The sequence below is a fragment of the uncultured Erythrobacter sp. genome (genome assembly GCF_947492365.1).
GTDB lineage: Bacteria > Pseudomonadota > Alphaproteobacteria > Sphingomonadales > Sphingomonadaceae > Erythrobacter.
The window spans coordinates 789,127-810,267 of record NZ_CANLMB010000002.1 but is presented as its reverse complement, the minus strand read 5'-3'; the positions used below and the strand labels follow the sequence as shown (position 1 = coordinate 810,267).

At 62.2% G+C, this 21,141-nt stretch carries 16 protein-coding genes; 10 read left to right on the top strand and 6 right to left on the bottom strand.

Annotation, left to right across the window (positions count from 1 at the left end):
- Nucleotides 1-138 precede the first annotated feature (138 nt).
- Nucleotides 139-1,032, bottom strand: a complete 894-nt coding sequence (locus tag Q0887_RS15015) for a class I SAM-dependent methyltransferase (RefSeq protein ID WP_299196732.1) — start codon at nucleotides 1,030-1,032, stop codon at nucleotides 139-141.
- 96 nt (nucleotides 1,033-1,128) lie between these two features.
- Entirely contained in the window at nucleotides 1,129-2,298 is a 1,170-nt protein-coding gene (locus Q0887_RS15010) for a tyrosine-type recombinase/integrase (protein ID WP_299196730.1), read from the bottom strand.
- Between the two features lie 287 nt (nucleotides 2,299-2,585).
- Between Q0887_RS15010 and serS the strand changes: the two genes are divergently transcribed.
- Genes serS through Q0887_RS14995 form a run of 3 tightly spaced genes read left to right on the top strand, consistent with a single transcriptional unit; the run spans nucleotide 2,586 to nucleotide 5,762 of the window.
- The gene (gene serS, locus Q0887_RS15005) at nucleotides 2,586-3,878 is read left to right on the top strand and encodes a serine--tRNA ligase (RefSeq protein WP_299196729.1); all 1,293 of its coding nucleotides are present in this window, start codon (nucleotides 2,586-2,588) and stop codon (nucleotides 3,876-3,878) included.
- On the top strand, nucleotides 3,879-4,643 hold the full coding sequence (surE, locus tag Q0887_RS15000) for a 5'/3'-nucleotidase SurE (protein WP_299196728.1): 765 nt from the start codon (nucleotides 3,879-3,881) through the stop codon (nucleotides 4,641-4,643).
- A gap of 24 nt (nucleotides 4,644-4,667) precedes the next feature.
- Nucleotides 4,668-5,762 (top strand): potassium channel family protein, encoded by a 1,095-nt coding sequence (locus Q0887_RS14995; RefSeq protein WP_299196727.1) that lies wholly within the window; start codon nucleotides 4,668-4,670, stop codon nucleotides 5,760-5,762.
- Between the two features lie 216 nt (nucleotides 5,763-5,978).
- Here Q0887_RS14995 and Q0887_RS14990 read toward each other — a convergent pair whose 3' ends face one another.
- The gene (locus Q0887_RS14990) at nucleotides 5,979-6,398 is read right to left on the bottom strand and encodes a DUF1761 domain-containing protein (protein ID WP_299196726.1); all 420 of its coding nucleotides are present in this window, start codon (nucleotides 6,396-6,398) and stop codon (nucleotides 5,979-5,981) included.
- Nucleotides 6,399-6,530: 132 nt separating this feature from the next.
- On the opposite strand from Q0887_RS14990, the gene rimO reads away from it, so the two are divergent.
- Nucleotides 6,531-7,901, top strand: a complete 1,371-nt coding sequence (rimO, locus tag Q0887_RS14985) for a 30S ribosomal protein S12 methylthiotransferase RimO (RefSeq protein WP_299196725.1) — start codon at nucleotides 6,531-6,533, stop codon at nucleotides 7,899-7,901.
- A 237-nt stretch (nucleotides 7,902-8,138) separates the two neighbouring features.
- On the opposite strand, the gene Q0887_RS14980 is transcribed toward rimO, so the two are convergent.
- On the bottom strand, nucleotides 8,139-9,689 hold the full coding sequence (locus Q0887_RS14980; protein ID WP_299196722.1) for a hypothetical protein: 1,551 nt from the start codon (nucleotides 9,687-9,689) through the stop codon (nucleotides 8,139-8,141).
- Between the two features lie 259 nt (nucleotides 9,690-9,948).
- Here Q0887_RS14980 and zwf point away from each other — a divergent pair, with 259 nt between their 5' ends.
- The 4 genes from zwf to Q0887_RS14960 are packed head-to-tail and all read left to right on the top strand — an operon-like array spanning nucleotide 9,949 to nucleotide 17,022.
- Entirely contained in the window at nucleotides 9,949-11,415 is a 1,467-nt protein-coding gene (zwf, locus tag Q0887_RS14975; RefSeq protein ID WP_299196721.1) for a glucose-6-phosphate dehydrogenase, read from the top strand.
- Nucleotides 11,408-13,213 (top strand): phosphogluconate dehydratase, encoded by a 1,806-nt coding sequence (gene edd / locus Q0887_RS14970; protein WP_299196720.1) that lies wholly within the window; start codon nucleotides 11,408-11,410, stop codon nucleotides 13,211-13,213. The genes zwf and edd overlap by 8 nt, the downstream gene beginning before the upstream one ends.
- Before the next feature lie 4 nt (nucleotides 13,214-13,217).
- The gene (locus Q0887_RS14965; RefSeq protein WP_299196719.1) at nucleotides 13,218-14,195 is read left to right on the top strand and encodes a glucokinase; all 978 of its coding nucleotides are present in this window, start codon (nucleotides 13,218-13,220) and stop codon (nucleotides 14,193-14,195) included.
- Nucleotides 14,196-14,220: 25 nt separating this feature from the next.
- Nucleotides 14,221-17,022 carry a phosphoenolpyruvate carboxylase gene (locus tag Q0887_RS14960; RefSeq protein WP_299196717.1) on the top strand — a complete coding sequence of 934 codons (2,802 nt, stop codon included), beginning with the start codon at nucleotides 14,221-14,223 and terminating at the stop codon, nucleotides 17,020-17,022.
- A gap of 15 nt (nucleotides 17,023-17,037) precedes the next feature.
- Here the strand turns inward: Q0887_RS14960 and Q0887_RS14955 are convergent, their stop codons facing one another.
- Together Q0887_RS14955 and Q0887_RS14950 are read right to left on the bottom strand one after the other, a co-directional pair.
- Nucleotides 17,038-17,499, bottom strand: a complete 462-nt coding sequence (locus Q0887_RS14955; RefSeq protein WP_299196715.1) for a DUF1465 family protein — start codon at nucleotides 17,497-17,499, stop codon at nucleotides 17,038-17,040.
- A 466-nt stretch (nucleotides 17,500-17,965) separates the two neighbouring features.
- Nucleotides 17,966-18,163 (bottom strand): DUF465 domain-containing protein, encoded by a 198-nt coding sequence (locus tag Q0887_RS14950; protein ID WP_299196714.1) that lies wholly within the window; start codon nucleotides 18,161-18,163, stop codon nucleotides 17,966-17,968.
- A gap of 288 nt (nucleotides 18,164-18,451) precedes the next feature.
- Between Q0887_RS14950 and Q0887_RS14945 the strand changes: the two genes are divergently transcribed.
- Both Q0887_RS14945 and ptsP read left to right on the top strand, forming a co-directional pair.
- The gene (locus Q0887_RS14945; protein ID WP_299196712.1) at nucleotides 18,452-18,619 is read left to right on the top strand and encodes a YdcH family protein; all 168 of its coding nucleotides are present in this window, start codon (nucleotides 18,452-18,454) and stop codon (nucleotides 18,617-18,619) included.
- Nucleotides 18,620-18,758: 139 nt separating this feature from the next.
- A complete protein-coding gene (gene ptsP / locus Q0887_RS14940) occupies nucleotides 18,759-21,044 on the top strand; it encodes a phosphoenolpyruvate--protein phosphotransferase (RefSeq protein WP_299196711.1) in 2,286 nt (761 codons plus the stop codon).
- Nucleotides 21,045-21,141 lie beyond the last annotated feature (97 nt).

Sequence of the window (21,141 nt, the reverse complement as noted above, 5' to 3'; positions counted from 1 at the left end):
TGGGTCGTGACCAGCCGATCCGCTTCTGGGTGGCGACCTGACTAAGCAGACAGACCGCTCATCGGCGGTGTCCGCGTTCCTATGATTGTCAACTCATGGGGGTGAAAGCGGACGCTCGAGCAGTATTGCAAAAGGCTGCTATCCTAATCGCAGAACAAGCTCTGTGGGCGCAATTCGGCCATTCAAAATACTGCTGACCATGTTAGCGAGCTTCGTAGGAAAATCTGACCCCATCAGGATATGCAACCCGACCGCCGGCAAGCCATCGGTCCCGCGGCGTCGCTTCTGTTCGGCAAAAAATTCGAGTGCTGCCGCCGTCTTATCGCGACTTGAAATTTCCACAAATCCCGCCTCATTTGCCGCCTCTCGATATGTTTGGAGGTCCGCAAGAAATGAATTTTTCGCGCTGCTTGCCCAGGGAACGGGAAATGAGATCGGCTCAGCCCCAACTTTCATGATGTCGTAAATTGCGAACAATCCATTAGGGCGCAGCACGCGCGCAGCCTCACCCAGAAGCGCGGATTTGTCGGGAATGTTCATGCCAACATGAAGCATCAAGGCAGCATCGAAACTGTCATCCTCGAATGGGAGGTTGAGCGCGCTGGCAGTCCGAAAATCGGTCACATCTTCCATCCCGACCAACTTACTCAAGCCTATCGCCGTGGAAGTGTATTCTGGTGTCAGGTCCACGCCTGTGACGTGTGCGCCCGCTTCTCCCGCAATGAAACGAGCGGTACCACCAATACCGGAACCTATATCAAGGACCTTCATCTCCGGCGTGAGTTCAAGTTGATCGATCAATACGGTCGTCGCCGAGATTCCACCCACGTGAAATTCGTCAACTGATTTCAAGTCCCCCGGTGCCGCAGAAGAGGGCGAAATCCCCACTTCGGTGAGCGCGTCAAGAATCTGCTTGAGCAAACCGCCTTTGGCATAATGTTCAGATACTTCAGCTTCGAGTGCCAATTGAATTACTCCGAGATCCGCGCTCTGGTAGCACACGCTCGGCAACAGTCGGAAGGTTTCGAACATCGGAACGCTAGCAATGTCCGCAATTGGGTCGGAAGCTGAATGTCCGCTTTTGGTTTCCCGGCCAATCATCCTGACAATCTGTATCGCTGAAAATCTTCAGAGCGCCAATGCGGCCAGCGCCTCTTCGGCATCATCGCGCACCAAATGGCCGTAGTGCTTCTCGATCATGACAACACTGGTGCCCGATAGCTGCGCGACAGTCAGGATTGGCAATCGGGCGCGGATCAAGTCCGTGATGACACTATGGCGCAGCGTGTAGGCCGAAGCTGCACCGGGCAGGCCTGCAGCATTCACCGCCTCCTTGATAGGGTATTTCCAAGCGTCCTTGTTCCAGACCGCGCCACCGGATCGGGAGAAGATCGGTGCGGCTGGCAGTTTGCCATTCACCTGATCAGCGAAAAAATCGGCGATGACTTGCGGCAAGGAAATCTGGCGAGGGTTGCCATTCTTGTCCTTGCCGATTGAAAGTGAGCGGGTGCGCTTGTCGAAATCGCGAACCGTCAGACCGGAAAGAGCGCCGGGGCGAAGCGGCAAAAGGCATAGCGCCTTCACGAAGGGCCGCACTTCCTCTCCAGCCGCATCGATCAGCCTCCGGCGCTCTTCCCGGTCGAGATACAGCTCGCGGCGCTTGTCCGCCCCCTTGAAGGGACGAAGCGCCTCTTGCCATGCCGCATCAGTATTCGGCGCACCGGACTTTAAGACCATGCCCAGCGCGGCGCGCAGAGGCACCATGTCGCGATTGACGGTCGATTTCGCGCGTTCCTTCCAGCGCTTCTCGCCTTTCTTGCTACGTGTGAGCAATGCAGGTGTCTGTTCCAGTCGCTTGCGCCATGCCTTCAGATGGTGTCGCCTTAGCTTGTCGAGCTTCACTTTAGCGATTGGATCGGAATAGACGTGGCGGCGAAAGACGCCTTCGGCAATCGATCCGGGCTTTTGCTCCAGATAGACTTCGCAGGCATCCTTGACCGTCACCAAGTCGCGGGCGCGCTCGCCGCCGCTTTCGACCGTCTCAGCCCAGCTTTCGGCGTCGGACTTGGCCTGCTTGAACACGTCATGGCCAGTGAGGGTGCCATAATCGCCGAGCCGCTTGCGGGAATTGCGGATCGCTTCGGCGTCATAGAACCGGGCAAACCATGTGCCCCCAGCTTTCTTCATCGAAGGTCGATAGCCAAGATAGACACCTTGACGCAGGCGTTGCCAATGCGGCTCATCTCCCGCTTTTGGCTTCAGCTTTTCGCGCTCTCCAATGCGGCTCAGATCGGGCATTTTCGCGACACTCCAAAATCCATGAAAAAAACATGAAAAACACAGGCGGACACGCCTGAACGCCTGTGATTGTTTTTATTAGACTTTATTGCCCGCGTAAAGCCGTGAATGCCCGCTTTCCCACCCTTCACACGGGTGGGGTCGCAAGTTCAATCCTTGCCGCGCCCACCAGTTTCGACTGGAGAAAATCATCCGGGGGATGATTTTCCGTCGAAACTCCCGAACGCAAGCGAAGGGCAGACGCTTCCTCTTTTCATCGCTGCGAGATCAAGGCATAGGCCCTGCCCATGCATGATATTCGTTTGATCCGCGACGATCCTGACGCGTTTGACGCCGGCCTTGCACGGCGCGGTGCGGAACCTGTGGCCAAGGCCGTGCTTGCGCTCGATGAAGAGCGCCGCGCGCTCGCGACCAAGCTGCAGGAATTGCAGGGGCGCCGCAACGAAGCCTCCAAGGCGATCGGCAAGGCGATGGGTCAAGGCGACAAGGAAGGTGCCGAGGCGCTCAAGGCCGAGGTCGCGCAGATCAAGGCGGATATGCCCGCGCTCGAGAACCAAGAAAAGGCGCTGGGCGAAGAGCTGCGCATGGCGCTCGCGGTGATCCCAAACATTCCCTTTGACGATGTGCCGCAGGGCGAAGACGAGGCAGATAATGTCGAAGTGTCGATCTGGGGCGAGAAGCGCGACTTTGCCTTCGAGCCCAAGGAACACGCCGACATCGCGCCCGCGCTGGGCATGGATTTCGAGACCGGCGCGCTGCTTTCGGGTTCGCGCTTCACTTTCTTGCGCGGCGGTATGGCAAGGCTCCACCGCGCGCTCGGCCAGTTTATGATCGACCGGCAGACGCGTGAGTACGGCTATGAGGAATGCGCTCCGCCGGTTCTGGTGCGCGACGAGGCCATGTATGGCACCGACAAGCTGCCTAAGTTTGCCGAAGACAGCTTCCGCACCACAGATGATCGCTGGCTCATCCCCACATCCGAAGTATCCCTAACCGCATCCGTCATGGGCCAGATCATCGACGACAGCGCCCTGCCCATGCGGCTCACCGCGCTCACCCAGTGCTTCCGCTCCGAAGCGGGGGCTGCGGGCAAGGATACACGAGGCTTCATCCGTCAGCATCAGTTTGAAAAGTGCGAGCTGGTCAGCATTGTCCGGCCCGAGGAAAGCGCCGCAGAACACGAGCGCATGACCCGCGCTGCCGAGGAAGTGCTTGAGGCGCTGGAGCTGCCTTATCGCAAAGTCTTGCTGTGCACCGGCGATATGGGTTTTGGCGCGCGCAAGACCTATGACCTCGAGGTCTGGCTGCCCGGACAAGGCGCCTATCGTGAGATCAGCTCCTGCTCGAACACCGGCGATTTTCAGGCGCGGCGGATGAATGCTCGCTTCAAGCCGGAGGGTTCGAAGAAGACCGAATTCGTCCATACGCTCAACGGCTCCGGCCTCGCTGTCGGTCGCACGCTGGTCGCGGTGATCGAGAATTACCAACAAGAGGATGGCAGCGTTCTGGTGCCCGAGGTGCTTGCCCCCTATATGGGCCCAGAAGGGAATAGAGTGACCAAGCTGGAACCTACCCGCTAGATGCGCATCCTCCTCACCAATGATGACGGCTATCACGCGCCTGGTTTCGAAGTGCTCGAAGCGATTGCGCGCGAGTTCTCTGACGACATCTGGGTCTGCGCGCCCTCCGAAGAGCAATCGGGTGCGGGTCACTCGCTGACGCTCAACCAACCAGTGCGTTTGCAGAAGTTCGCCGAGCGCCGCTTTGCTGTCACCGGCACGCCGACCGACAGCGTGATGATGGCTTTGCGCGAGGTGATGGACAGCCCGCCAGACCTCATCCTCTCCGGCGTCAATCGCGGGGCCAATCTGGCCGATGACATCACCTATTCGGGCACGGTCTCCGCCGCGATCGAAGGGGCTCTTGCCGGCATCCGCTCGATCGCACTTAGTCAGGTCTTCAACCGCGAGACGCGCAAAGCGGGCACGATTTTCGATGCGGCGCGTGAGTGGGGTCCAAAGGTGATTCAGCCGCTGCTCGATGCGCCATTTGCGGGTCGGACATTGGTCAATGTGAACTTCCCGCCCCGCGCGGCAAGTGAGGTCAAGGGCATTCGCGTGGTCCGCCAGGGCTTCCACGACTATTCACGCGGCAGCATCGTCGAAGGCACCGATCCACGCGGGCATCGCTATTTCTGGTTCGGCCTGCACCCTATCGAGCACACGCTCGACCACGGGACAGACCTTGAAGCCATCGACGATGGCTTTGTCGCTGTCACACCCTTGCAGCTCGACTTCACCCACCATTCCAGCATCGGCGCGCTCGCTGAACGGTTTGAAGGCTGATACGCAGGCTAGGATGGGGAACTGATGGCCAAGCGAGACACCAACCAGATCATTGCCCGAAAGGCCGACAAGGCCGTGGCTGCGCGCAAGTTCAAACCGCTGCGCCGCGCGGTCAAGATCCCGGTCTGGGGCGATCTCAGCATCCGGTTGGGTGCGGCGCTGTTCCTGATATTCTTCGTGGTGATGATCCACTGGTTCGACCGCGGCGGCCTGCGTGACAGCGTCGATGGCGAGGTGAGCTTTCTCGACATCGTCTATTTCACCATGATCTCGATCACCACCACCGGCTTTGGCGACATCGCGCCGGTTACAGACCGTGCAAGGCTGGTTGAGGCCGTGATTGTGACGCCGATCCGGTTCCTTGTCTTCTTCATCTTTGTAGGAACCGCCTACAACTTCATCATCAAACGCAGCTGGGAGAAATGGCGCATGGCCCGTATCCAAGAGAAGCTTTCCGGCCACGTTGTCGTGCTCGGCTACGGTGTTTCGGGCTCTGAAAGCGTCGAGGAACTGATCGAGCGCGGGACCGAGGCGAGTAAGATCGTGGTGGTCGATCCCAGCGAGGATAGGCTGGCGCAGGCTGAGAAGCTTGGCGTCAACGTGCTCGCCGGAGACGCGACCCGCGACGAGACGCTTGCCGCGGTGCGCGTGAGTGAAGCGCAGAGCGTGCTTGTCTCGGCAGGCCGCGATGACACGTCGATCCTCATCACCCTCACCGTGCGCCATCTCGCCCCCAACGTACCGATCAGCGTGGTTGTGCGCGCCGATGATAACGAGCTGCTTGCGCGTCAGGCGGGCGCGAACAACGTCATCAATCCGGTGCGCTTTACCGGACTGCTCCTCGCCGGATCAGCCAAGGGTGCGCATATCGCCGACTACCTCGCCGACCTCGCCTCTGTCACCGGACGGGTGCAGCTGATCGAGCGGGTCGTGCGCGACGAGGAATGCGGCGCGACGATCGGCGACCTCACCAGCGGCGGACGGGGCCTACGCATCTACCGCAATGGCCGCGCGATCGGCTTTTGGGAGGATGAGTGCAAAAGCCTCCAGCCCGGCGATGTCATCGTCGAGATCGTGCCGACCGAGAACGGCAGCACGTCTGGCGACGGGCATTCTTGATTGCGCCTCAGGCGCCGGCGTTCGCGTCCGCTCACTTGGCTTTCCTCGCATAAGCTCGGGCGGGCGGTCGCCCTTTGACTGCCGTGACCAGGCACCGGTCCCAAGCCAATGGCTTGGGATGATTGCGAGCCGCAGGTGAGCCAGCGCGCGACCGCGCGCCGCCGCTACTGCGGCGAAGCCAAGCAGCGCGGACGCGCTGCGCCCGGCGCTTGAGGGTTACGGCAAGTAAGCATGCACCGCTGCAATCGCAGTGAAGAAGATCAGCCAATAGCCTGCGTCGATGAAGAACAGCTTCACTGACTTTTGCGAGAACAGGTAGTTGATCCCGATCGCTGGCACCACAAATCCCAGCGCCACGCCAAATCCGGTTAGCACCTTGGCCATCACCGACAGGTCTGCGCCAAAGCCCAGATAGCTCTGGAATGTATGCGCCATCGTCCAGCTGATCAGCACCGAAAACAGGAATGCGCCGCCATAGGTCTTGCCCATATTGGCACCCTGGACGTCTTCCTCGGTGATTCCGGTTGCTGCCATCCATGCCTTGCCCAGCAGCGGTCCGTACCAGATCCCACCGATCACAAAGCCCATTACCGCACCCGCGGCCACCGCGATCCAGTTCACATCGAACAGGTCCATCACACTCTCCCCTTGCTTGTTTGCGATTATCGTCTCTCGCGACCAGATCGTGAGTGTTATCGCAAGCAAGGAAAGTAGGAAAGCGTGTCGCTCTGGCCCTCCCGTGCAAAGCCGTGTAGGGGCGCGCCGGATATGAGCACCACCTCCACCCTCCCCGAAGCCAAACGCGTTGGCATGGTCTCGCTCGGCTGCCCCAAGGCGCTGGTCGATTCCGAGCGCATCCTCACGCGCCTTCGCGCTGACGGATATGCGATGAGCCCCGACTATGCCGGGGCCGACGTAGTGCTGGTCAACACTTGCGGCTTCCTCGACAGCGCCAAGGAAGAGAGCCTCGCCGCCATCGGTGAAGCGATCTCCGAGAATGGCCGCGTGATCGTGACCGGCTGCATGGGCGACGAGGCCGACGCGATCCGCGCTGCGCATCCGCAGGTGCTCGCGGTGACCGGCGCGCATCAGTACGAGCAGGTGGTCGAGGCGGTGCACACCCACGCCCCGCCCAGCCAAGGCCCGTTTGTTGACCTGATCCCTCAGCCTGACGTGAAGCTGACCCCGCGCCACTACAGCTATCTCAAGATCTCCGAAGGCTGCAATCACTCCTGCTCCTTCTGCATCATCCCGCAATTGCGCGGGAAGCTCGCCAGCCGCCGGATCGACGCGGTGCTGCGCGAGGCGGAGAAGCTGGTCGCTGCGGGGACCAAGGAGCTGCTGGTCATCTCGCAGGACACCTCGGCTTACGGCGTGGACACCCGCCACGAGCCGCGCATGTGGAAGGATCGCGAGGTGCGCGCCCACATGACCGACATGGCGCGCGAGCTCGGCCAGTTGCGCACTCCCGAGGGCCAGACCCCGTGGACCCGTCTGCACTATGTCTACCCCTACCCGCATGTCGACCAGGTCATCCCGCTGATGGCTGAGGGGCTGCTCACCCCCTATCTCGACATCCCGTTCCAGCACGCTGCACCGTCCGTGCTCAAACGCATGAAGCGCCCCGCCAACGAGGCCAAGGTGCTCGCGCGGCTCAAGGACTGGCGGGCCATCTGCCCCGAGATCGCTATCCGCTCCTCCTTCGTCGTCGGCTTCCCCGGCGAGACCGAGGACGACTTCGCCTATCTCATCGACTGGCTGGAGGAAGCGCAGCTCGACCGCGTCGGAGCCTTCCGCTTCGAGCCAGTCGAAGGCGCGGCTGCCAACGCCCTGTCCGATCCCGTGCCCGAAGAGGTGAAGGAGGAGCGCTACGCCCGACTGATGGAAGTCACCGAGCGCATCAGCGCCGCCAAGCTGGCAGCCAAGGTCGGCAAGCAGCTCCCCGTCATCATCGACGAAGTCGGCGAGCCGGACGAGGACGGCGACATCGGTGCGACCGGCCGCAGCCAAGCCGACGCGCCCGAGATCGACGGCGCGGTCTATCTGCGCAATGTGCCAGCGGACCTTGCAGCGGGCGATTTCGTTGAGGTCCAGATCGAGGACGCCGATGCGCACGACCTGTACGGAGTGATCGCCTGAAAGACGGCCCAAGACTTGGCTTGAAACATGGACCGCCGAAACGGGGTCTTTGAAAAACTTTGAATTCCTGACAAGCAACTGGAAAAGCGCGCATTTCTGGCAAATTCCTGTCGCTATGTGTCACCTTCGTGTTCGGCGCGTTTCACTTTGCTGATCATGCGCATCTTTGCCCGGCCTGACTGGCCGCGCCACGCACAAGCCTAGCGCACCGGTCGCGTGTAGGAAAATTCCGAGGGATTACTCCCATTCAGGCAAATCGAGATCGGCGCGCAACTGCGCCGCGCGAGGTATCAAGGCTTCGGGAAGATCGCGCGCATGACGTGCGAATTCCTCTGCCAGTTCGGGATAGTCGGCCATCAGGTCGCGCGGCTGAGGCAACATCGACTGCGTATAGAAAAGATCGGCTTCCGGCCCCAGCAGGCCGGCCACCGCGCCATCACGGGTGGCTGGATCTCGCAGGCCATCCAGCATCGCCGCCGCCGCTTCATCGCGCAGCCCGTTGCATAGCAATGCGGTGGCCAGCAGATGCACCGATTCTTCCGCATTCTCACGCATGAAGGTCAGTTCGGCGAGCGCCTCTTCCTCGCGTCCCAGCCGGTTCAGCGCGCAGGATTGGTCTTTAGCAACTATCATCTCGGCAAAAGGTGAGCCGGGCACTGTGCGCGCATATTGGGTTGCTGCCAGCCCTTCTTCCCAGCGCCCATAGCCGACCAGCCGCGATGCGCGGTTGATGACAAAGTTCACTACCCAGTGGTTCTCTTCCGCATCAATCGCCGCCAGTTCCTCGAACACCGCATCGGCGCTTTCGGTCTGACTCAGTGAATCGTAGGCATAGGCCTGAATGTTGAGCGCCCATGCATCGCCTTCTTCCAGTTCCAGCCCGCGTTCCTCGCGGTCGCGCCAACTTTGCGCCAATTCCACCGCCTCGGCAAAATCACCATTGTAATACAGCGCGCGCGCAGCCGCTGAGAAACGGTCGCGGTCGCTTGGCGCATTGGTCAGGCGGCGGCGGGTGATGGCAACATTGTCGGCGCCCACCACAGTCAGGTTCTCTCCGGCACGAGCCTCAATCTCTCCCCAAACCGGCTCAAATTCCCGTGACGTGATCAAATCGACATAAGTCGACGGGTCGGTGATGTAAGAAAGCAATTGTCCGGCCATCTCGGTCCGCCCATCGCGCGCGGCGGCAGCCAAAGCATAACGCGCTACACCTGCGTGAAGATCCCCGTCGAGAAAGCCGATCCGGTTTTCTTCGAACCATTTGAGCGCCTGTGCGTCGAGTTCGTCGGCTCGCCCAGCCTGTCGGACAGTTCGCATACTCGGCCAGAAACTATCGGTATCAAGCGTTCCGAGTTGATCGGGCGACAATTCACTGAGAAGCTCGAGAATCCATTCCGCATCATCGGTGCGGCGCGCGAAATAGAGTGAGAGCCAGACCGCATGCTTACCCTCTTCGAGCGCGTTGAGCTGGCGGATAAGGTCCGCACCGTCTTCATAGCGCTCTTCATTGTCCGCGCACAATGCTGCTGCGGTAAGCAAGAGGCGCGAGACCGGCATATTGTCAGGCTGGGCACGCTGCATCGCGACGAAGAGAGGTACGCCAAAATCGCAGGGTTCATCGATCCAGCGATCGCCGCCATTTCGGAACGCGGCAAAGGCCTGCTCGCCGTTCATACTGTCGAAATCAGGCAGACCCTTGGACTTTTCCTGCGCCGCAGCGGGCGCGCCCGCGAACAGGGCTAGAGCGCCCAGTCCAGCAAAGCTGGCGCGAAGAATCGATAAAAACATGTGCGAACCCCAAAAAACCTGCGCTATTCTTCAACAGAATGACTACAAATGAAAAGAGGCAAATTCGCATCCGACGAACAATTCCCTTGCAAGAAACGCTGGGCACAATGGGACCGGGAATTTTGAGATGCATAAAGCCATTCGCTATGCTGATCGGCTATGCCGCTTTGCCCGTCCTGATTGCGCGTTGCTGGCTTGCTGAAAGCGAGGGCTTGAGAACGTTCACAATTGCGCTATTGCAGGGAGGAAAGGACTGTCGATGACCGATTTTGCTACCGACCGCTTGCTCCTGTTTGGTGCCACCGGGGACCTGTCGCGGCGCAAGCTGCTGCCCAGCCTGTGCGCGCTGTGCGCTGACGGCCTGCTGCCCGAAGACCTTGCGATCATCGGCACTGCGCGCAGCGATCTCGACGATGCCGGTTTCCGTGACATGGCGCGCAAGGCGCTGGAGGAATTCCTTCCCGCAGAGCGGCGCGGGAGCATGGCGACCTTCCTCAACCGGCTTTCCTATCAGACACTCGATGCCAGCACGCTTGAGGGCTTTGACGCGCTCGCGGCAAAAGTGGCCGAGGCTGGCGCGGGCGGCGCAGAAGGCGGGATCGCGATCTTCCTATCCACCGCACCCAGCCTGTTCGGCCCCACAATCGCAGGCCTCGAACATGCCGGTTTGACGGGCGACAAGGTGCGCATGTGCCTCGAAAAGCCGCTCGGCACCGATCTCGCCTCCTCGGCCGAGATCAACGACGCGGTCGCCGCCGCCTTTCCCGAAGAGCGGATTTTCCGGATCGATCACTATCTGGGCAAGGAGACGGTGCAGAACCTGCTCGCGCTTCGCTTTGCCAATATCCTGTTCGAGCCGATCTGGAATTCCAACGTCATCGAACATGTCCAGATCACCGTTGCAGAGACGGTCGGTTTGGAAGGGCGCACCTTTTATGACGAGGCCGGCGCGCTGCGCGATATGGTGCAGAACCATATGCTGCAATTGCTCGCGCTCGTCGCAATGGAGCCGCCGACCAGCTTCGATGCAACCGCTGTGCGCGATGAAAAGGTGAAAGTGCTGCGTGCGCTTCGCCCGACGTCCGCAAGCGAAACCGTCACCGGCCAATATCGCGCAGGCGCGGTCAATGGCGGCGCGGTGCCGGGTTATGACGAGGAGCTGGGCAGCGCCTCGACCACCGAAACCTTCGCCGCGATCAAGGCGCATGTCGACAATTGGCGCTGGAAGGGCGTGCCCTTCTACCTGCGCACCGGCAAGCGTCTGCCCGAGCGTGTGACCGAAATCCTCGTGCAGTTCCGCAGCGTGCCGCACTCGATCTTCGAAGGCTCGCATGCGGCGGGCTCTGCGGGGCTTCAGCCGAACAAGCTGCTGATCGGCATTCAGCCCGAGGAGAACATCACGCTCTCGCTGATGGCCAAGGTGCCCGGCCTCGACGAAGACGGTGTGCGCCTGCGCGAAGTGCCGCTGGAAATCGCCATGCCCGATGCCTTTGCCGAAGGGCAGCGACGGATCGCCTATGAGCGCCTGCTGCTCGACCTCATCAAAGGCGACCAGACCCTGTTCGTCCGCCGCGACGAGGTTGAGGCCCAGTGGGAGTGGGTCGATTCGATCCGCGCCGAGTGGGACACCCATGGGGTGACGCCCAAGCCCTATACTGCGGGCAGTTGGGGTCCCAATGCGGCGATCGCGCTGACCGAACGCGACGGGGTGAGCTGGCATGAGTAAGCTTCACGATACGCTGCACCGCGTCACAAGCCGCGTGATCGAAAACTCGCGCGATGGCCGCGCCGCTTACCTCGACCTGATGCGCCGCGAGGCGGATCGTCGCCCCGAGCGCGAGGCAGTGTCCTGCTCGGTCCTCGCCCATGCCTTTGCCGGCGCGCTGGAGGATCAGGACGCGCTGAAGGAAAATCGCGGGCCGAATATCGGGATCGTAACGAGCTACAACGACATGCTCAGCGCGCATCAGCCCTATGGCCGCTATCCCGACCGGATGAAGATCTACGCCCGCGAAGTCGGCGCAACCGCGCAGGTCGCGGGCGCGACGCCTGCCATGTGCGACGGGGTGACACAGGGCGAGGACGGGATGGAACTCTCGCTGCTCAGCCGCGACAATATCGCCATGGCAGCGGGCGTCGCGCTCAGCCATCAGATGTATGATGCGGTGGCGTGCTTGGGCATTTGCGACAAGATCGTGCCGGGTCTGATGATCGGCGCACTGCGGTTCGGCCACCTGCCCGCGATCTTCGTGCCTTCGGGTCCGATGCCGAGCGGGATTTCGAACAAGCAGAAACAGGAAACCCGCCAGCAATATGCCAAGGGCGACGTCGGGCGCGATGTGCTGCTCGAAAGCGAGCTGGCAAGTTACCATTCGCCCGGTACCTGCACCTTCTACGGCACCGCCAATTCCAATCAGATGATGATGGAGATGATGGGGCTGCACGTTCCCGGCTCCGCCTTTGTCCAGCCGGGGACCAAGCTGCGCCAGGCGCTCGACCGCGCGGCGGTGCATCGGCTGGCCGAGCTTTCGGGCACAACCGAGCGCACACTCGCACAGGTCGTCGATGAAAAGGCGATCATCAATGCGACCGTGGGCCTGCTCGCGACCGGCGGATCGACCAATCATGCGATCCACATCCCCGCAATGGCGCGCGCGGCGGGTATCCGGATCGACTGGAATGACCTCGCCGAACTCTCCAGCGTCGTCCCCCTGCTCGCGCGGGTCTATCCCAACGGGTCGGGCGATGTGAACCAGTTCCACCATGCGGGCGGCATGGGCTACGTCATCGGCGAGCTGCTCGAAGCAGGCCTTGCCCACCGCGACATCCTGACGGTGTGGGACGAGGGCTTCGACGCCTACACCGCCGAGCCGGTGTGGGCAGACGAAGCGCTCGAGTGGAGCCGCGTTACCCAAAGCCGCGACGACACTATGTTGCGGCCCGTATCCGAGGCCTTCCAGCCGGACGGCGGCATGAAGCTGCTCACCGGCAATCTCGGCCGCGCCTGCTTCAAAAGCTCCGCCGTTGCCAAGGAACGCTGGACTATCGAAGCGCCGTGCCGCGTCTTCGAGAACCAGTCCGATGTCACCGCAGCCTTTAAGGCGGGCGAGCTTGACAAGGACGTGGTGGTGGTCGTGCGCTTTCAGGGGCCGCGCGCCAACGGGATGCCAGAGCTGCACTCGCTCACCCCGCCGCTCGCGGTGCTTCAGGACAAGGGCTTCAAGGTAGCCCTCGTCACCGATGGCCGCATGTCGGGGGCTTCAGGCAAAGTGCCCGCTGCGATCCACATCACGCCCGAAGCGAAGGGCGGCGGACCGCTCAGCCGCTTGCGCGACGGCGACATTGTGCGGGTCTGCGCTCAGACGGGCGCGCTCTCGACCAGCGCCGATCTCGGCAGCCGCACGCCATGCGATGACCCGCCGCTCGAACACGGCGTCGGGCGCGAACTTTTCCGCATCATGCAATCGCAAGCCGACGGCGCAGAGCAAGGCGCATCGGCCATGCTGGCAAGCGCAGGTCTCTGAGCAGATGGGGGCGGCTCAGGACATTGTCGCGGTCGATATTGGCGGCACCCATGCCCGCTTTGCGCTCGCGCATATCGGCGCGGAAGGAGCAATCGAGCTGGGCGAAGTCGCCACGCTCCAGACCGCAACCCATGCCAGCTTCCAGACCGCGTGGGAGGACTTCGCCGCAAGCACAGGCGGCGCCTTGCCCGACAAGGTTGCGATGGCGGTCGCGGGCAGCATCAACCCTGACATCATCCGCTTCACCAACAACCCCTGGATCATCCGCCCGCCGCTGATCGAGGAAAAGCTGGGCTGCGCCGAGCATCTGATCGTCAACGATTTCGAAGCGGTCGCCCATGCCGCCGCGCGCGCTGAGGCAAGCGACTTCGTCCACCTCACCGGCCCCGAAACCGACTTGCCCGAAAGCGGCACGATCAGCGTCCTCGGCCCCGGCACGGGTCTGGGCGTGGCGCATTTCTGGCGCGACGGGAAAGGCGCTTACCGCGTGCAAGCCACCGAAGGCGGGCATGGCGATTTCGCCCCGCTCGACAGCATCGAAGACGCAATCCTTGCCCGCCTGCGCAAACGCCATAACCGCGTTTCGACCGAGCGCGTTGTCTCCGGCCCCGCGATTGTCGACATCTATCAGGCGCTTGCCGCCATCGAAGGACGCGCGGTGGTCGAGCAAGACGACGTTGCGATCTGGACTGCGGGCACCAGCGGAACAGACAGTCTGGCCGCCGCTGCGGTCGACCGTTTCTGCCTCTCGCTGGGATCGGTCGCAGGCGATATCGCGCTGGTTCAAGGCGCGAGCGGCGTTGTGATTGCAGGCGGCCTCGGCTTCCGCATCCGCGACACGCTGCTCGCCTCGGGCTTTGCCGACCGCTTCCGCGCCAAGGGCCGCTTCTCCAGCCTGATGGGCACGCTTCCGGTCAAGCTCATCACCCATCCGCAACCCGGCCTGCTCGGCGCAGCCGCCGCCTTTGCGCATTCACGCTAACAGGCACGCCTCTAAGGATTCACCCGTGACGCTTCCACTCGCCAGCATTTCCGATCTCAGCCAGCGCCTGCAAGAGCTGCACGCGCGTACCCGCGAGACGCCACTGTTCAATCCGGTGTTCCAGCTGGGTCTGGATTTGTCGCGCGGGCTCGAGGCCCAGGGCGGCAATGGCGGGATGGACCTCGACGCGATCGAGCGGCTGGTTGAGGAGCTGGAATGTTCCAGCCTCAGGACGCGCGCCAAACGGCTGGAGCGCGTCCTCGCGCCGGTTGAACCGCAGGCAAACCGCACCGCGCTTTCCGCCGTGCTGGCGCGGGACGCAGACTTCGGCAGCTTCCGCGCGCGCTGGGAAACCCCGCATCTCCACGCGGTCTTCACCGCGCACCCGACTTTTCTGCTGACTCCGGCGCATACACAGGCGGTTGCTGATGCGGCCAGCAATGGCAGCGCCATCTCGCAGGAAAGCTGCGCAAGCAGCGGCGATCGCCCCGCAGTCACGCTAGAATATGAGCACGCGCAGGCCATGGCAGCGATCGCTCATGCGCAGGATGCCCGCAGCGCGATTGTGCGCGAGGCCTTTGAACATGCTGCGCGGCAATGGCCCGGTGAATGGCACGATCTCAGCCCCCTTCCCTTTCGCTTCGCCACATGGGTCGGCTACGACATGGACGGGCGCACCGATATTCAGTGGTACACCTCGATCCGTTTCCGCCTCTCGGAAAAGGCCGAGCGGCTGGCGCGTTATGCCGATGATCTCGCCGCGATTGATGAAGCGCACGCTTTGGTCGCGGTCCTGCGTGCAGGCGCGGAGCATGCGTCCAAGAGCGCTGAGGATTTCGGCGGGGATCTTTCCGAACCCCAAGCGCTCTCCGCCGCTGCGAACCGCCTGACCGCCGATGATCCGGCCAAGCTGACCTCGCTTGAAAGCGCCATCGCGCAGCTAGAAACCGAGGCGCGCAGCGAAACGGACAAGGCCCGCGCCATCGCGCTCAAGACCCTCGCCGCCAGCATGCGCGCCGATGGGCTGGGCATGGCGCATGTGCATTTCCGCGTGAACGCAAAGCAGCTGCATAACGCCATTCGCGGCCATCTGACCGACGCGCCCGAGCTTGATCTGGCGAGCAAGGGCGCGATGGCGATCTTGCGCAAGATGCTGGCCAATGTTGATGCCAAGCGGACCAACTTCGCCAGCCTCGCAATCGAAGGCTCGACCGCGACCCGCCAATTCCTCGCCATGGCGCAGATCCTTGGCCATATCGACGCCGACACGCCGATCCGGATGCTGATCGCCGAATGCGAGCAGCCCTCCACCATCCTCGCCGCACTCTATTTCGCCAAGCTGTTCGGGATCGAGGACAAGGTCGATGTCTCGCCCCTGTTCGAAACCGAAAGCGCGCTCGAACATGGCGGGCGCTTCCTCGAGGCTTTGTGTGCAGAGGAGCAATATCAGCTCTACGCCAAACGGCGCGGACGGGTCTGCATCCAGACCGGCTTTTCCGATGCGGGGCGGTTTGTGGGGCAGATCCCCGCAAGCCTCGCGATTGAGCGTCTGCAAGGGCGGCTCGCGCAGGCGATGGAGCAGAACAAGCTGACCGGTGTTGCCGCGCTGATCTTCAACACCCACGGCGAAAGCATGGGACGCGGCGCGCACCCTTCCGGTTTCGCCGACCGGCTGACATGGCCGCTGAGCCCGTGGGCGCGCAGCCGCTTTGCCCGCCATTCCATCGCGCTCGAACCCGAAGTCTCGTTTCAGGGCGGTGATGGCTATCTCTATTTCGCCAATGCCGAACTGGCGCGCGCAACGCTGACGCGGATTGTCACCGACAGCCCTGCGCGCAGCGAAGTGTGCGACGATCCGCTTTATGCGCGCACCGATCTGAGCCTCGATTTCTACCGCGCGATCCGTGCGCATCAGCGCGATCATTTGCGCAGCCAGACCTATTCGCGTGCCGTGACAGCTTTCGGCTTGGGCCTGCTCAATTCGACCGGTAGCCGCGTATCGCGCCGCCAGTCAGATATCAGCGCCGACCGCGATATGAACCTGCGCCAGATCCGCGCGATCCCGCACAATTCGATCCTTCAGCAGCTCGGCTATCCGGTCAATGTCATCGCCGGGATCGGCAGCGCGGCTGACGGCAATTACGAAGAGATCGCGGCGCTGCTGGCCGAAAGCGAGCGCGGAAGGCAATTGATGCGGCTGGTCCGCGCCTCCAACGCGCTGGCCAGCGTCAAGACGGTTGCCGCGCATGGCGAGCTGTTCAACTCGGCATATTGGGCCACCCGTCCCTATCGCGGGACCGAGCCGCATCTGTCGGCTGCGTGCGAGGTGCTGGCCGAATATCTCACCAAGGATGACCGCGCTGGCGTCTATCGCCGGCTGGCCTCGCGTCTCCGGACCGATGCGCTCAAACTGCACCGTCTGTTCGACCACCTCCCCGCCGAGGAGCAGGGCGAAGGAGCGCAGGACACGCGCCGGATGATCGGGGCGGCGCAATCGTTGCGGCTCGCGCTGATGCAGCACATCTTCCTCAAAGCCGTCTCGGTCCCGGTCTTCAGCCGCGCCAATGATATCAGCCGCGAAGACGTGCTGGAGATGGTGTTCAGCCTGCGAATCGAGGATGCACTCGCCCAATTGCGGCGCGCCTTCCCGACGCATTTCCCCTCGCCGCATGACTTCGCGCTGGATGCTCCGGCGGAATATCCCGATGCAGAAGCACAAGGCTATGCCGCGATCACGCGCGACTTCATCGACCCGATAGAGCGGGCCTATGCTCTGATGTTGAGATTGTCGGTGGCGATTGCCAACCAGTTCGGGGCGCACGGCTAAGCGCGCGCGCAAACCTTACGCGAGGTCGGACAGACGCCGTTCGAGCCGCGAATGGATCGCGCGTGCAGGTGAGGCCATCTCGAATCCGCCGCGCCATGCCGTATCGAGGCGCGAGATGCGCATATGGAGCGCCTGTGTCTCGGCGATCAATTCACGCGTTTCCGGCTCCAGCGCCGCGAGCGCCTTGGGATCGGAGCCGCGATCTTCGGGCAAAGTGCCGTGGCGGCGCACCTGATCTTCGGACAGTTCGCCGGAGAAGAATGCGCGCTGGTTCAGCAGCCATGCCAGCACATGCATCATCCGCGTGGTGGTCTTGAGCCCCTCGGTCGAGAGCGCAAGCCGCGCAGCGCAATCCTCGCCCACTTCCGGCTCGCGCGTGCCCAGCGCAAAGACCGCGCGGACGTCATCAGCGAGGACCAGAGCTTCGGTATAGAGCGCCTCGATAATCGGACGCGAAAGGTTGGTTGTGCGTGTCATTCACCCACTGCGCTATGCCCCAAAGCACCGCGATACCAGCACCCTATGGTTACTTTCCCGATAGGATTTGCCGCCGTCCCGATGCGGAACAGTTCCGGTCGTTTGTTAAGCAGGGTTTCGGGTGGGGTGTTTGTGGGGTTGTGGGTTTGAGAGGTTGTAAGGTGTCGGATGGGTTTTGGTTTGAGAGGTTGGACCAAGGTTCCGCGAGTCTTTAGTTTGCGAAGGCGCCTCCGCGCCTTCGTCCTCGCTAGACGTGCGGCAAGCCGCACCCGCTGCGGGCGGCCGGTCGGCCTTGCGGTCTGCTAGTCGCAAACCGTGCTCCGCGACACGATCAATGGCTTGGGATGGTTCGACGCCGCAGGCGTCGCAAGCGCGACCGCGCGCCCGAGCTTATGCGAGGATAGCCAAGTGAGCGGACGCGAACGCCGGCGCTTGAGGCGCAAACAAACAAATCGCGAAAAGCAAGTTAAGCGATAATATCGGGCAGCAGCGTGTCTTCGATCGCGGCGATCTGATCCTTCAGCCTGAGCTTGCGCTTCTTCAGCCGTGCGATCTGGAGCTGGTCGGACGAGCCTGTGCTGCTCAAGGCGACAATCGCAGCGTCAAGGTCGCGGTGCTCGGACCGCAACACTTCCAGCCGTTTCTGTAGCTCCGCTTCGGTCATTGCCTCTCAACTCGCAAGTTTGCGATTTGTGTTCCCCCACGAACATAGGGTCAAGATCAGGGCCCATAGCCGCACGCGGCCAATCGCGCCATCCGGAGCGCTCGGTCTGTCGCAAAAATGCACAGGATGAACCCTTAGACCATCGCAAAACGCTTTGCATTCGGCGGTTGGTGTGTTTTCTTGTGGTTCTGCGGCTCCGCCGTCAGGTGCCGAGTCGCTCTTTCGAGGGCTGATCGTTTTGGGCAACTCCCAGAACCGGCCCCCGACCATATATATAGGAGAACGCATATGGCATCGTCGGCAGCTTCATCTCACGTGAATGCTCTCCAGTCCAAACATGCAGGCCTCGACGCGCAGCTGCGCGATGAAATGGCCCGGCCAGTTCCCGATGCGGCGATGATCCAGGAAATCAAGAAACAGAAATTGCGATTGAAAGAGGAAATTTCGCGCAACTAGCCACGCGGGCCGGCTAACCGGTCAAGGCGCGCGCGCTTGCCCCCCGCACATTCTGGCCCGTTTCGGGGTCAGTTGCGCTGTTTTGCGCGCGCGATCCCCTTTGCTTTTCCGCCTCTGACGGCCTAGGTCGGATACAATCATGACCGCCGCCGCTTCCTCTGCTCGACAGATCCTGACCCGCCTCCACGATGTGATGGCGACCCGTCTGCACGCGCAGGGCAAACTGGATCAGGTGGTCGAGATTGTCGGCGAAAGCCTCACCAGCGAAGTCTGCTCGATCTATCTGCTGCGCGAGGGGATGCTCGAACTGTTCGCAACGCGCGGGCTGAACAAAAGCGCGGTCCATGTCACCCGCATGGCAATTGGCGAAGGCCTGACCGGTACGATTGCCGACAATGTCGAAACGCTCAATCTGGCTGAGGCCAAGGCGCATCCCGACTTTCAGTACCGCCCGGAAACGGGTGAGGAGAAATTCCACTCCTTTGCCGGCGTGCCGATTGTCTACCGCGAGCGTGCGGTGGGCGTCCTGTGCGTCCAGCATGTCGACCCGCGCCGCTATGAAGAGGTCGAGATCGAGGCGCTCCAGACCACTGCAATGGTGCTGTCCGAACTGATCGCCAATGCCGAGCTGGTCGATGAGGAAGAGGCGCGCGGGCTGACCGAGGCGCAATCCGGCCCGCAGACGCTCACCGGCCTGACTCTGGTCAAAGGGCTGGCGGCGGGCATTGCTGCCTATCACCAGCCCCGCGTCGAAATCATGCAGGTGATGGCCGACGATATCGAGGCCGAGCGCGAGCGGGTCTATCGCGCCTTTGATAAGATGCGCGAACAGATCGACAATCTGTCGAGCCAGGCCGAATTCCGCATTGGCGGCGAGCATGAAGAGGTGCTCGAGACCTACAAGATGTTCGCCTATGACGAAGGTTGGTCGCGGCGCATCAACGAAGCAATCGACAGCGGATTGACCGCAGAGGCGGCGATCGAGCGGGTGCAGCAGCACACACGGATGCGGATGCGCGAGATCGACGATCCGCTGCTCGCCGACCGGATGCACGATCTGGAGGATCTGGCGAACCGGCTGTTGCGCATTGTCTCAGGCCAGCTGGGCACCGCCGCGCAGCAGGGTCTGCGCAAGGATACGATCCTGATCGCCAAGAATCTCGGCCCCGCCGAACTGCTTGAGTATGATCGGCGGCGTTTGAAAGGCGTGATCCTCGAAGAAGGCTCGCTTACCGCGCATGTGGTGATCGTAGCGCGCGCCATGGGCGTGCCGGTGCTAGGCCGCGCGAACCATGGCAAAGGGGGCATTCGCGGCGTGATCCGTGAAGGCGACGAAATCCTGCTCGACGCGACCAAGGCCAATGCGACCGTGCGCCCTTCCGCTCAGGTCGCCGATGCCTTTGCCCAGCGCTTTGCCAAGTCAAAAGAGAAGCAGGCTGCCTATGCCGCGCTGCGCGATGTCGAGCCATTCACCCGCTGCGGCACGCGCATTCAGGTGATGATGAATGCCGGACTGCGCGACGATATCAGCGCGCTGGCATTGACCGGCGCGGACGGTGTCGGGCTGTTCCGCACCGAATTCCAGTTCCTCGTTTCCGCCACGCTCCCGGCGCGCGAACGCCAGCTTAAACTCTACCGCGACGTGCTGGATGCGGCTGGAGACAAGCCGGTGATCTTCCGCACGGTCGATATTGGCGGCGACAAAGCGGTGCCCTATCTCGCCAGCGAGATCGCGCAGAATGACGAGAATCCCGCAATGGGCTGGCGCGCGCTGCGGCTCGCGCTCACCCGCGAAGGGTTGATGAAGGCTCAAGCGCGCTCGCTGCTCGAAGCGGCGGCCGGTCGCTCGCTCTATGTCATGTTCCCGATGGTGTCCGAAGTATGGGAATTCGACGCGGCCAAGGCGGTGTTCGACGATCAGCTCGCCTTCCTGCGCTCGAAAAAGAAGATGGTGCCGGACGAGATTCACTTTGGCGCAATGCTGGAAGTTCCCGCGCTCGCCGAAGTGCTTGATCTGCTGCTGCCCAAGCTGTCCTTCCTCTCGGTCGGGACCAATGATCTTACGCAGTTCCTGTTCGCCGCCGACCGCGCCAATCCGGCGCTGGCCGAACGCTATGACTGGCTCAGCATCCCGATCCTGCGTTTCCTGCGGCGCGTGGTGCAGAGCACGATTGGGAGCAATGTCGACCTTGGAGTTTGCGGCGAGATGGGCGGGCGCAGGCTGGAGGCACTAGCGCTTCTCGCCATCGGGTTCCGCCGCCTTTCGATCACACCCGCAGCTGTCGGCCCGATCAAGGAGCTGGTGCGCAAGGTCGATCTGGCCGAGCTCGGCAATGCGATGACCGCCTGGCTTGCAGATCCCTCGACGAACCTGCGCGCTGAACTCAGCCAGTGGGCAGCCGAACGCGATATTGAAACGGACTAACCCGGGCTTGCGGCGCAGCGGCTCAGGCCGCCTCCACACGCACTCGTCTCGACCCGGCATACGAAGAATTACGAAGCGAATCCTTGACTCGCGGTAA